General features: G+C 35.6%; 12 protein-coding genes. 5 read left to right on the plus strand and 7 right to left on the minus strand.

Translation table 11 applies throughout. The annotated features are described in order from the left end of the window. Positions 1-10: 10 nt before the first annotated feature. Positions 11-1084 (minus strand): D-alanine--D-alanine ligase, encoded by a 1074-nt coding sequence (locus tag ABS917_RS12455; protein WP_350479276.1) that lies wholly within the window; start codon positions 1082-1084, stop codon positions 11-13. A 97-nt stretch (positions 1085-1181) separates the two neighbouring features. Continuing rightward, positions 1182-1931 carry a hypothetical protein gene (locus tag ABS917_RS12460; protein ID WP_350479277.1) on the minus strand — a complete coding sequence of 250 codons (750 nt, stop codon included), beginning with the start codon at positions 1929-1931 and terminating at the stop codon, positions 1182-1184. Between the two features lie 293 nt (positions 1932-2224). On the opposite strand from ABS917_RS12460, the gene ABS917_RS12465 reads away from it, so the two are divergent. Continuing rightward, positions 2225-3415 (plus strand): FtsW/RodA/SpoVE family cell cycle protein, encoded by a 1191-nt coding sequence (locus tag ABS917_RS12465; protein ID WP_350479278.1) that lies wholly within the window; start codon positions 2225-2227, stop codon positions 3413-3415. Positions 3416-3510: 95 nt separating this feature from the next. On the opposite strand, the gene ABS917_RS12470 is transcribed toward ABS917_RS12465, so the two are convergent. Further along, on the minus strand, positions 3511-3648 hold the full coding sequence (locus ABS917_RS12470) for an Lmo0850 family protein (protein ID WP_176141992.1): 138 nt from the start codon (positions 3646-3648) through the stop codon (positions 3511-3513). 480 nt (positions 3649-4128) lie between these two features. Here ABS917_RS12470 and ABS917_RS12475 point away from each other — a divergent pair, with 480 nt between their 5' ends. After that, a complete protein-coding gene (locus ABS917_RS12475; protein ID WP_350479279.1) occupies positions 4129-4929 on the plus strand; it encodes a YwqG family protein in 801 nt (266 codons plus the stop codon). A gap of 82 nt (positions 4930-5011) precedes the next feature. Then, positions 5012-6478, plus strand: coding sequence for a cardiolipin synthase (gene cls, locus ABS917_RS12480; protein ID WP_350479280.1), 1467 nt, complete (start codon positions 5012-5014; stop codon positions 6476-6478). Positions 6479-6582: 104 nt separating this feature from the next. On the opposite strand, the gene ABS917_RS12485 is transcribed toward cls, so the two are convergent. The 3 genes from ABS917_RS12485 to ABS917_RS12495 all read right to left on the minus strand — a co-directional run bounded on the left by ABS917_RS12485 (position 6583) and on the right by ABS917_RS12495 (position 8835). Further along, entirely contained in the window at positions 6583-7473 is an 891-nt protein-coding gene (locus ABS917_RS12485) for a M15 family metallopeptidase (RefSeq protein ID WP_350479281.1), read from the minus strand. Positions 7474-7498: 25 nt separating this feature from the next. Beyond that, positions 7499-7753 carry a hypothetical protein gene (locus ABS917_RS12490; protein ID WP_079523311.1) on the minus strand — a complete coding sequence of 85 codons (255 nt, stop codon included), beginning with the start codon at positions 7751-7753 and terminating at the stop codon, positions 7499-7501. A 287-nt stretch (positions 7754-8040) separates the two neighbouring features. Continuing rightward, on the minus strand, positions 8041-8835 hold the full coding sequence (locus tag ABS917_RS12495; RefSeq protein ID WP_339174067.1) for a helix-turn-helix transcriptional regulator: 795 nt from the start codon (positions 8833-8835) through the stop codon (positions 8041-8043). A gap of 587 nt (positions 8836-9422) precedes the next feature. On the opposite strand from ABS917_RS12495, the gene ABS917_RS12500 reads away from it, so the two are divergent. After that, positions 9423-10073, plus strand: coding sequence for a LytTR family DNA-binding domain-containing protein (locus ABS917_RS12500; RefSeq protein WP_350479282.1), 651 nt, complete (start codon positions 9423-9425; stop codon positions 10071-10073). A 331-nt stretch (positions 10074-10404) separates the two neighbouring features. Next, entirely contained in the window at positions 10405-11925 is a 1521-nt protein-coding gene (locus tag ABS917_RS12505; RefSeq protein ID WP_350479283.1) for a succinyl-CoA:acetate CoA-transferase ScpC, read from the plus strand. 124 nt (positions 11926-12049) lie between these two features. Here the strand turns inward: ABS917_RS12505 and ABS917_RS12510 are convergent, their stop codons facing one another. Further along, the gene (locus ABS917_RS12510) at positions 12050-12460 is read right to left on the minus strand and encodes a 3-oxoacyl-ACP reductase (protein ID WP_350479284.1); all 411 of its coding nucleotides are present in this window, start codon (positions 12458-12460) and stop codon (positions 12050-12052) included. Positions 12461-12622 lie beyond the last annotated feature (162 nt).

The raw sequence follows: 12622 nt of genomic DNA on the forward strand, positions 1-12622 counted from the left end.
TTTATCCCACTCAATCTCTGTTGTATTGAAGCTGTTGTTTTTCTGTATAACGTTCAAGCGCAAAACCAATCAGCTCTTTAATTAGCTTTGGATATGTTACATCCGTATGCTGCCACAATAAAGGATACATGCTTACTGGTGTAAATCCTGGCATTGTATTTACTTCATTGATGAAAATTTCGTTGTTTTCAGTTACAAAGAAATCTGCACGCACTAATCCTGCTCCGTCAATCGCTTTAAACGCTCTTTTCGCCATATCTACTAAGTCTGTATAAACACCGTCTTGTAATGGTGCTGGAATAATTAATGCTGTCGAGCCATCTTTATATTTTGAATCATAATCATAAAACTCAGTCATTGGCTTAATTTCTCCTGCTACTGAAACATTAGGTGCGTCATTCCCTAACACAGCAAGTTCAATTTCTCGAGCCGTTACGCCTTGTTCAATCACAATTTTGCGGTCATATTGCAGTGCAAATTGGACAGCTTTTTCCAGTTCCGCTGCATTCGTCGCTTTGCTAATTCCTACACTCGATCCTAAGTTAGCCGGTTTAACAAACATCGGATAGCCTAAAGACTTTTCGCATCTTTTGATCCAAGCTTCTTTCTCCCGCTCCCATTCACTTCGAATGAAATATTCATAAGGTAATTGCGGCAATTTTGCCATTTCAAACAACTGCTTCATAACTACCTTATCCATACCTGCTGCTGAACCAAGAACACCGTTACCTACATAAGGAATGTTCAGCACTTCCAAAAAGCCCTGTACTGTTCCATCTTCACCGTTCGTGCCGTGCAGTAAAGGGAAGATTACGTCAAATGGACTTTCCATATGTTTTGCAATAAATTGCGTAATATTATTTTCAGTCTGGTCTGATACCATTGTAAATTGCAATTGTTCAATCGTTTGAGCGGGTTCTGTTAATTGAGGTCCAACACGCCATTCACCCTTCAATGTTATAAAAATCGGGAAAACGTCAAACTCGTTAAAATCCATTGCTTGCGTTACTGCCTTTGCAGTTGAGAGTGATACTTCATGCTCGGCTGACTTACCACCATATAATAAACCAATTCTCTTTTTCATTTTCTTGACCTCCAGTTTTCACTAACCTAATTTTATCACGAATACACTAAACGCTGAAATCGGATAAAAACACCCACTGCCCTGTTCGCTGTGAGTGTCAACTAATTTGTATTAATTCATCATAGCCTTGTTTTAATATTTCATCTAAATCATCCCAAACTTCATCCGGATAATCATAATCACTAAGCACCCGGATTTCGATTGCATAATGGGAATTGGGTTTATCTAGTTTATATAATGACAGCAATGCACCTTCCTTAGCAAAAGGCCTATATTGTCTTAATGTAGAAGGATCGATTGTCGGTGAGTTGTTTTTACTCTTTCTTCTCCAAAAGCTCCCAACACCTTCTTTATCTCTTATCATTCGATTAAATAGATTCGAAACGAGTATTTCAGAATCGCCTATAAAACGATAATATACTTTTGTCATTTTGTCAGTTACAGATGAGTAATAAGCATAGCGATTTTGCAATTTGCTGAAAAATGGCGATGCAAGCGGTTCACGCTTATGACTTAAATAAAGTAGTTCTGCCTGTTCAAGGGGCGTTAACGTATTAATGTTTTTCTCAGTCGTAAAATCTACCCAGCACAAATCTTTCTTCAAGTCGCTTTCCTTTTTTAGAAAATCACGCATATCTTCACTTGTTACAAAATCGAATTGTGTATGCATATTAAAAGAGCCGTTGTCGTACGCGTGCTTTAATAACAGAACATTTTTTACGGGCTCGACCGAAACCATAAATTCCTTCAGTGTAAGACCACTATAAATAACAAAATGTTCGACATCGTTCATATGAATATATAAATGATGCATAAAATCTTCAGCAGATTTCATTTTCTTTGCCACGTTTTGCACGCCCCTTTAATATGAATAATATGATTATTATATGACTTCTCATTCAAATTTGAAACATTTTCTCACCTGTTTCGTCCAACTTTTAAATTAGTCTTACTAAAGTAATTTTTATAAGAATATGATAAAGTAAATAAAGCTTAAAACATTACAGCAATTTCCGTGAAAACTTTCCTATATCTTCAATTTTTTTACCGGGAAATGTTGTGCCCATATAAAGAACCTTCAATTTGTTGGTATCTTCTGGCCCTTTAACGGGTTAAATTTAATAATTTAAGGTGAAACGAATGGATACAAACAATTATAATTTTAATAAACGGTTCGACTGGCCGCTTACTACCATCCTCATCATATTTTTAGGAGTAAGTGTGCTTGCAATCGCATCTGCACAAACTTCCGGTCAATATGGAATAAATTTCATACCGAAACAAATAATAAACTACGCTATTTTTGCTTTTATTGTTGCCTTTGTCATGTACTTTGACCCTGATCAGTATAAAAAAATGGCATGGCCATTGTACGGTTTCGGAATTTTACTATTAATTGCCCTTGTCGTTATTCCTACATCAACTGGTTTAACTGTCGAAACAAACGGAGCAAAGAGCTGGTTTAAAACACCAATCGGTAATATTCAGCCTGCCGAATTTATGAAGACATTCTATATTTTAGCTTCCGCCTTTTTAATTAGTAAGCATAACGAAAATTACCAGATTAAAACGATCAAATCCGATTTATTGCTGCTCGGCAAAATTGGTTTAACGTTGGCAGTGCCGCTTGGCTTCATTATGTTGCAGCCGGATTTAGGTTCTGCTCTAGTATTTTTTGCCATTACTGCAGCACTTGTAATTGTGGCAGGTGTGACTTGGAAAATTATTTTACCGCTTTTTGGCGGAGCAGTAGTTGTAGGCGGATCGTTATTATGGATGGCACTGTATATGCAGGACTTTCTGGAAAAGACATTTGGTTTCCAACCATACCAGTTCGCCCGTATTTATTCATGGATTAACCCCTATGAGTATGCGACTTCGGACGGCTATCATTTAATTACTTCACTTAATGCGATTGGTTCCGGTGAGGTTTTCGGTAAAGGATTCATGGCGCGTGAAGTATATGTTGCGGAAAACCATACAGACTTTATCTTTGCGGTAATCGGCGAAGAATGGGGCTTTATCGGCGCAAGTGCTGTTATTTGTCTGTACTTCCTGTTAATCTATCACTTAACGAAGATGACATTATTGTTAAAAGATCCGTTCTGTACTTATGTATGTGCAGGGATTATCGCAATGATTACATTCCATGTGTTTGAAAACATCGGTATGACGATACAGCTTCTGCCGATTACAGGTATTCCGTTACCTTTCATTAGCTACGGAGGTAGTTCGATGATGGGGAATGCCTTAGCGATTGGTCTAGTCTATAGTATGAAGTATCATTACCGTACGTATATGTTTACAACAAATGATCCTGACGATGAATAAAACAAAAAGGACCCGCGTATACCGCGGGTCCTTTTCCTATTGCTTCATATGAAAATAACGTATGACAAACGGGGTTTCATCACACCTGATTTTCATCAATTTTGCGTTTGCGGAGTTTGTGTTGGTGGTGTTAAAACTTTTAAAAGCTCAAGACGAGATTTCGTAACTGTCGCCGTAACACCTAATTTTGATAAGTTTGTAACAATACGCTTTAAATCAATCTCTTTCGCCATTTGATTACACCTCAAACTTTCCTTTGTTAATATATATAACGATATTTCGTGTCAAAAGTTTCAAATTAATAAGGTCAGACCTTGTACTACTTCATATGTTACCACGTATAAACTTATTTTTCTTTCCTGTTTTGTGACAAAACTAAAACATAATTAAACTTAACCGTTTATTAGCAACAATAAACCTATATAAATTTATTTCAGAGAAAATTTTTTCTTGTAAATTTTATAATTACTTTTGAAATAATTTACATAATCTTCTCGAATACATGTTATTTAATAATTTTATTTTTCACGCGTAGTTAAAATGAATTGCACTATATTTCCAACTATGTTTAACAAAAATAGCAAATGGAAATATTGAAAATATCATGACCATTTTTGTGAAGTAATTCCGATTAGGAATAAACAAATTTTCGTCCGTACGGGCTTTCAATCCACCATTTCACATAGATGTTACTTCAGTAGGAGGAACTTCAAATGTCACATATAGAAAAAAATATTTATATTCCAAAAGAATTGATCCATTATCATACGAGTTTAAGTCATTCAGCTGAACAAGTAGCAATTTTAAAACCGGTGAAACAACCTGCATTTTTACATGAAAGTAAATTTGCCGGCCTTCCTTTTCTAACAAATAAAATGGAACATCCTAAAGACAATCAAAATCGCTATATGCTATTTTTGGCACAGCTTAATTTTGCGGAAATTCAGCTAGACCATCCATTTCCGCAAGATGGTATATTGCAATTTTATATTCCACAGCAATGTTACGAAAGGGAAAAGTTACATTCGGAATGTCGTTATTGTAAAGTCCAATATATACCTTATCAAGTTCACTATAATGAATTTATTCATGATTTCACGTATTTAGAAGACGTAAACGTCAGCAGTTTCCCGATTCAGCAGGAAATGAAGCTCATTCCTAAAACACAGTTTGAACCGGTGTCAGCAATGGATTACCGTTTAAATAATTATTTTAAACCTGAAATAATGGATGCACCCATTACATTGGATGATCGTTCATTTCAGGATGTATATTTGGAAAGTTATTTAGCAGCTGAACATAAAATTGGCGGCTATCCATATTTTATACATCAGGATTTCAGAAAAACGTCACCCTATCTACAGCACTACGACACATTATTACTGCAAATCGTTTCAAACGATGAGCAAAATATTATGTGGGGAGATAGTGGGATTATCAGCTTCTTCATTAACTCAAAAAAATTAGCGCAATGTGATTTCTCGGATATTTACTTCCATGTTGAGGAATATTAAAACAGTAAGAAGCACTCGCTTGAAGTGTTTCTTTTTTTGTTTTGCTTCCATAGGCTATAATGATAAGAAAGAAGGAAAGTAGGTGAATCTTTTGAGCGCTATTATTCAAAGTTCCATTTTGGTACCGCTTATTATGTTTATAAATATTCTATTTGCCCTGACTGTCATTTTTTTAGAGCGCAAAAAGCCTTCATCGACTTGGGCATGGTTGCTCGTTCTTTTTTTCTTACCGTTTGTTGGGTTTTTCCTCTATTTATTACTAGGACGACAATTGAGAAAAAAACACTTATTCCGTTGGGATGGCAGAAAAGATATCGGGATTGAACAACTGATTAATTATCAGATTGAAGCTATTGAAAATAATGAGCTGGAACTGCGTACAGAAAATATTAAAATTTATAACCACCTTATTTATATGAATTTAAAAACAAACAACGCTGTCCTTACACAAGATAACGATGTAAAAATATTTGATGATGGCAGTGACAAGTTCGAAGCACTTATAAATGATATTCTTCATGCGAAAAACCACATTCATATTCAATACTATATTTTCAAACTGGATAATTTGGGGCAACGTATAGTAAATGCTTTAATAAAAAAGGCGAAACAAGGTGTAAAAGTAAGAGTACTCTTTGATGAAATGGGCTCACGCGGAGTTCGGAAGCGGCATTTTAAAGAATTGATCGAAGCCGGCGGTGAAGTAGAAGTATTTTTCCCTTCGATTTTGCCTCTCATCAATCCACGCTTAAACTTTAGAAATCACAGAAAAATTTCCATAATAGACGGACGTATCGGCTATATCGGAGGTTTTAACGTTGGGGACGAATATTTAAGTTTATCGGATCGATTCGGCTACTGGCGCGATACACACTTACGTATTGAAGGGAGTGCTGTCCACCCATTACAGACTCGCTTCATTTTGGACTGGAATCAGGCAAGTGCCAAAAATGATATTTGTTATGCAGAGCGTTATTTTCCGATTATCCCTCAAAAAGGAACGGCCGCTCTTCAAATTATTTCAAGTGGACCTGATACAGAATGGGAAGTAATTAAAAACAATTATTTGCATTTAATTGCGAATGCAAAAAAATACGTGTACATACAGTCCCCGTATTTCATTCCAGATGAATCTTTCTTTGACGCTATTCGAATCGCAGCCCTATCCGGAATCGATGTGCGGATTATGATTCCAAATAAACCTGACCACATGTTTGTCTATTGGGCGACTTATTCATACGTAGGACCACTCGTTGAGGCAGGTGCAAAAGTATATCATTATGAGAAAGGCTTTATTCACGCCAAAATGATTGTCGTGGATGATGAAATTGCTTCAGTAGGTACTGCAAACATTGATGTACGGAGCTTTAGTTTAAACTTTGAAGTAAATGCCCTTCTTTATGACAGATTATTGGCACACCGTCTTGCTGAAATATTCGAAAGTGATATATTAGACTGTTCAGAGCTCACATTTGAACTGTACAAAAATCGCTCCAGTTTTGTAAAATTCAAAGAATCCATCTCCCGTTTATTATCACCAATACTATAGGGAAATGGATTTGAATTGAAATACCTTTTTGCATACAGTAAAAAACCAATTTCCTCCCCAGAGAAAATTGGTTTTTCTGTTTATAATTCAGCTTCAAGTTTTATTTATTGTATTCCTAAGTATTCTTCCAACGTCACGCCTGCTTCAAATACCTTTGTCGCTAGTTCGCCTTCCAAATAGCGGAAATGCCATGATTCATGCATGAACCCTGTAATCTCTTCTTTTCCTTTCGGATATCGTAAAATGAACCCGTACTTGTGGGCATTTTGTGCCAACCACTGTCCTGCTTCAGTGTCGCCGAACTCATTTGTCAGCCACAACTCTTCACGACCCTTTTCCCCAATATCAAAAGCGAGTCCAGTTTGATGCTCGGAATACCCTGGTCTTGCACTGTAGCGATCTGCCGCTTCCTTTCCGTCTCGTTTCACGTAGCGATCGTAGAGTGTTTTTTGATAATCGTAAGAACGGAAACCACTAAAAGCAACGAGATCTATTCCATTTTCCATCGCAGCTTTTGCCATCTTTTCAAAAGCGGCACGCGCTTTAGGATCTTCCCCTTTATTGTAGGTAGAAGGAAGGGGATTTTTCTTATTCGCAATTAATACCCCTTTTACAAAAGTAGGTTCTGTTGCAGATTTTTGACCAACAATATATCCATTTTCCAGCTCCACTTCTTCCGTAGCAGGCGGAGTTTCTTTAGAAGGTTGTTTAATTGGCTGTTCTCCGGAATTTGCCGAATGATTTTCACCGTTTTTTTCTGAAGAAGCCAGATCATCAGCATTTTCATCTTGTGGCTTCGATGGTACTTCCGTTTCATTTGTTTTATTTTGTGTCTCTTCATTTTCCAGTTCATTTGGTTCAACAGATTTTTCTTCTGTAGCAGATTGTGCTACTTCAAATTTATAATAAATAGACCCTAAGATCGCGATTAAAATAACAATTGAAATGGATACAATCATTGCGATCGGACTTTTTCTGTTTGTTTTTCTGTTCATTCCATTTCGCCTTCTTTTTCTATTTTTATCCTGTGACAATAATAAACAAAACAATAATTGATAAAACTGCAAAAATCATCGACATTTTCTGCATCCATTTTGCTTCTTTTTCATGACCCTTTTCTTTAAAGGTACGTGAACGGAAAAAATTCGTAAATGTAAACATAATCGTCATAGCTAAAATTGCTGCTTCCATATTTTGTTTCACTATGAAAAATAGTGCGGTTAAACTAGCTCCTGCAACTAAAACGAGTGAGATCGCTCTTTCATATTTTTTCATTTTTCTCTCCTTACATGATGATTGCATGTTCTTATTAAAAGCAATCTATTTTTCAATCTTTGTTTAGTATAAAACTAGCCTAATTGATAAAGCAATTTTGAGAATCTTAAAGGCGCAAACTAGTTTTAAAATAAAAAACTCCACATGTAATAATATATACCATGCAGAGTTTTCATATATTATTCTTTTTTTTCTGAAACTTTCAGCTGAACAAGAATAAAGAAATTACATTAATTGATCCGCCCTACATTAAAGGGGTATTATACGCACTATTAGGCTTTTAAATATTAAACACTTTCGTACTCTACTTCAGGAATTTCAAATCGGAAAAACTCATGATGCAGCTCATCACGGAAATGTTTTGGTGTTACACCTGTGTATTTCTTAAAAATTCTAGTGAAATAACTCTGATTACAGAAATGGAATTGGTCTGAAATTGACGTAATACTTTTATTCGTATGACGTAAATAATATTGGGATTCCTCTACACGGCGAACATTTAAGTATTCAACTAAAGTGATACCTACATGCTCACGGAAAATACGCGATAAATGACTCGTACTAATATGGAAGTTCGCTGCAATACTTTCAACTGTTAAATCATTTTCCAGCTCATCATTTATGTACATAATAACTTTGTTTACTGTTTGGTGACGGAACGTAGGCTGCTTTCGGTCCGCAATAAAGTACACATAAAAATCGATTAAGTCATCTGCAAATTGCAGAAACTCGGCATCCTTCATCTTGTTTTCAATCATATCTGCACATGCTAAATTGAAGGCAAATGCTTTTTTAGAAGGGACTTGATTATCTAAAAGCTTACGCGCAACAATTGAGGATAACGTAACAAAATACGAGCGCACTACTTTAATGACCTGTTTTCCGAAGCGTGCGGATAATATGTCTATAATTTCGTGTAATGTCTTCTTTGCTTTTGCTACTTCTAAATGATAAACTTCAAAAATCAATCGAGATTCCAGAACAAAAAAATCTTCGATACCAGCATATTGATTGATATTGTCAATCTCTTGAAAATACCGTTTTGAAATTGTTTCCGAGATTGAATATTGATGTAGTTGCATAAGTTACCCCATCTTTCTTCAGAATGACCTTCTATTACTTATTTGAAAGACAAGACTTATACAAATGTACAAGAAAATGTCGTAAATCTGCAGCTTGTTTATATTCCATACATCTGCCAGTCTGCATTTCATAATAAGTGATATCATTATATTAATCATAAGAAATTTCCATAATAGAATTTCTTTTATTAAGCAAAGTAAATATTTATTCATATTTATATTTATACTATTAGAGTATGCATTGTTTTCGGTACAATAGTACATTTTATTAGTAACTATAGTGAATATTACCATATTACAAGTTTTGCTTTCAACCTAATTTTAACAATTATTCTAGGACAAAATTATTAGGTTACTTCCAATTATAGAAATAAAGGAATTTAAAAAATGCATATTTCACCTAATCATACTCTTTTAGCATAGTAATTTTCACGCTATTTTTTTATTATGTTTTCCATGAAAAAATTTCCTTTTTAAATCCCCCTAAAATATTTTTCATTTTAAAAAATCTTCCCAACCCAATTTCTTTAAATATGTAGTAAAATAGTTCATAATTGTATAAAATGCTTATAAAGAGGTGTTATAAAGTGGATCCAAGACAAATAGAAGAAATTATGGAAGTCATTAAAGAATTTTTCCCTGAGAATACATCAATTGCTATTTCAGATACAAATGAGTATTTATATTATCAGCCAAGCAAAAAAGTAGACTTAAAAATCAAACCAGGTGACCCGATTAAAGAAGGTTCAGCTGCATACAAAGCTTTAGCGTATGGTCAAAAAATCAATTCATACATTGAATCTGACGTATTCGGAGTTCCTTATTACGGAATGAGTATTCCTCTCATTGAAGAAGGTGAAACAAAAGGTGCCATTACAGCAATCTTCCCTCAAAAACCTTCTCCGTTTTTAACTAATTATATTACAGTGAAAATTGATGACTGCTGGTACCCAATTAAACACAATCAAGTAATTTATCTTGAGACACAATTGCGTAAAACTTTTGTAAAAACGATGCATCGTGAAGGATATCACCGCTTGAACTTAAGTGACTTAGAGTTATTTTTAGCTCCAGATTCGTTCATCCGTTGCCACCGTTCTTATATTGTAAATATTGATTACATTGATGAAATCCAGCCAGATTCACACTCGACTTTCCTATTAATAATGAAAGACGGCACACGTATTCCTGTAAGCCAACGCTATGCTAGCTACTTCCGCCGTTCTTTAGGATTCTAGAATTATTAAAAGCGACTCGTACATACGAGTCGCTTTTTTAATTTCCGCCACCCCTTGGTCTTTTGGCCTATTCTCCCACCCTTAATTGTGCGTTTCTGCTAAATAAGTTATTAGTCAACTTCATAGCTAATCTGTTTTTATCTCTCTTTTACGTTAAATTTCTCTAATAATCACCTTTTAAGCGCTTTTATGTTGCGCGTGAAGTAAATGTGACAATTTGATGATAATATTAGCATAAATGCCGGTTTACTACCTGGTGAAATACACAGAAAATTACAAAAGTTTTCTGTTTATCAAACGATTAAATAACTTATTAGGGGAGGATTTATTAATGGATCCACGAGTTGAGAAACGTTTAGGTTTAAAACAATTAGTAGATAAAGTTGTATCTGCTGAAGAAGCTGCTGCTTTAATTCAAGATGGCACAGTGGTAGGGATGTCAGGATTTACTCGCGCAGGTGATGCTAAAGTTGTACCAATGGCATTAGTAGAGCGTGCTAAAAACGAAAAATTTAAAATTGATGTATATACAGGGGCTTCATTAGGTCCAGAAGTTGATAACTACTTAGCTGCTGCTGGTGTTATTAACAAACGCGGTCCTTTCCAAGGGGATGCGGTAATGCGCGGTTTAGTAAACAAAGGCGAAATTTCTTATGTAGACGCACACCTTTCTCATAATGCTGAATTAGTACGTCAAGGAATTATCGGTCCTATTAAACACTTAATTTTAGAAGCAGTTGCAATTACAGAAGATGGCTTAATTATCCCATCAAACTCTGTAGGTAACTCACCAATCTTCGCTGAATATGCAGAGAACATTATTATCGAATTAAATATCTCTCATCCGGAAGCATTGATCGGTATTCATGATATCTATGTTCCAGGTGAACAAGGTAAGCGTGACGTGATTCCAATGACAAATGCTGAGCAGCGTATCGGTGAAATCGGTATTAAAGTAGATCCAGCTAAAATTAAAGCAATCGTTATTTCTGAAGAGCCAGACGCTCCTTCATTAATCGTTCCTCCAGATGAGGAAACACAGGACATGGCAAACATTTTATTAGACTTCTTCCGTTCTGAAATCAAAGCGGGCCGTTTAACAAATGAATTAATGCCATTACAATCAGGTGTAGGTTCAGTAGCAAACGCAGTATTAGACGGCTTTGCTGATGCAGAATTCGAAAACCTGGTAGTTGCTTCTGAAGTATTACAAGATGCAGTATTCAACTTAATTGATGCTGGTAAAGTACGCTTTGCTGCTGCAACTTCTATTACACTTACAGAAGAATTACAGAAAAAAGTTTACGGCAACTTAGAAAAGTATGCTGATAAAATTTGCTTACGTCCACAAGAAATCTCTAACCACCCAGAGCTTATCCGTCGTTTGGGCTTAATCTCAATCAACACTGCTCTTGAGTTAGATATTTATGGTAACGTAAACTCTACACACGTTTCAGGAACTAAAATGATGAACGGAATCGGCGGTTCTGGTGACTTTGCACGTAACGCTCGTCTTGGTATCTTCGTAACGAAATCATATGCAAAAGGCGGCGCGATTTCTTCAATCGTACCAATGGTTTCTCACGTAGACCACACTGAGCACGATGTAGACGTAATCGTAACTGAACAAGGTATCGCAGATTTACGCGGACTTGCTCCAAAAGAGCGCGTAAAATTAATCATCGAAAACTGTGCTCACCCAGATTTCAAAGAGCAGTTATGGGATTACTATAACCGCGCTTACGAAGCAACTGGCGGCGCGCACACTCCTCATATCTTAGAGGAAGCTCTATCTTGGCACGTAAACCTTGCTAAAAACAAAACAATGAAAAAAGAAACAGCTAACGCTTAATCTTTATACATGGTAAAGGGTTTGTCCGAAACGTTATAAATCGTTTCGGACAAACCCTTTTTTTATCATAAAAAAAGGAGGCTAATTTCCCGCCACCTTGTTTTTATAAAATTCAACAGTTTGCTTACGCTCGTTTTTCCTGTTCATGATTGTAGTAATCAGTTGTTGTTTGAGCGCCTTCCTCGACCATTTGGTTACCTTCTAACGTATGATCTGCAATCTCTCCAGCTGTCACTGCAACATCTTCCAGGGATTCTTCTTTGTAATCTTCTTTTCCGACAGAAGCCGATTTTGCCATATTTGTATCCAAATCACCTGTTGATGATGGATGCGCATTTTCATTACTGTAACCAGCAGACGTTTTGTCCTGAACTTTCTGCATCAAGCCTTGAACTCCACCGCTTTCATTTACTTTACCTTTTGCTTTATTCAAATAATCCATTGCTTTATCCCGGTTTTCCTTTTTACTTAAAAATGAAGCAGCACCTGCTAATAACCCCGCAACTACAACGCCTTTACCTTTTAATTTAGCCATAATAATATTACCTCCCAATTCGGAATTTAATTTCAATTTCATATAAATTAATATACCCTGCGAATTTCTTTTAAAACATTTGCAGTTATAGGATTAAAAAATACCTGAATTGGATAAATATTTATAATTAATATAAAAAGGAGTGTTCAATATGTTCCAAAA

It is taken from the genome of Solibacillus sp. (assembly GCF_040273735.1).
Lineage (GTDB): Bacteria > Bacillota > Bacilli > Bacillales_A > Planococcaceae > Solibacillus.

Coding starts and splice junctions, on each gene's coding strand:
- ABS917_RS12495 (WP_339174067.1), bottom strand. CDS start 8,835: ATGCAACTACATCAATATTCAATCTCGGAAACAATTTCAAAACGGTAT.
- ABS917_RS12475 (WP_350479279.1), top strand. CDS start 4,129: ATGTCACATATAGAAAAAAATATTTATATTCCAAAAGAATTGATCCAT.
- ABS917_RS12490 (WP_079523311.1), bottom strand. CDS start 7,753: ATGAAAAAATATGAAAGAGCGATCTCACTCGTTTTAGTTGCAGGAGCT.
- ABS917_RS12505 (WP_350479283.1), top strand. CDS start 10,405: ATGGATCCACGAGTTGAGAAACGTTTAGGTTTAAAACAATTAGTAGAT.
- ABS917_RS12455 (WP_350479276.1), bottom strand. CDS start 1,084: ATGAAAAAGAGAATTGGTTTATTATATGGTGGTAAGTCAGCCGAGCAT.
- ABS917_RS12465 (WP_350479278.1), top strand. CDS start 2,225: ATGGATACAAACAATTATAATTTTAATAAACGGTTCGACTGGCCGCTT.
- ABS917_RS12510 (WP_350479284.1), bottom strand. CDS start 12,460: ATGGCTAAATTAAAAGGTAAAGGCGTTGTAGTTGCGGGGTTATTAGCA.
- ABS917_RS12470 (WP_176141992.1), bottom strand. CDS start 3,648: ATGGCGAAAGAGATTGATTTAAAGCGTATTGTTACAAACTTATCAAAA.
- ABS917_RS12485 (WP_350479281.1), bottom strand. CDS start 7,473: ATGAACAGAAAAACAAACAGAAAAAGTCCGATCGCAATGATTGTATCC.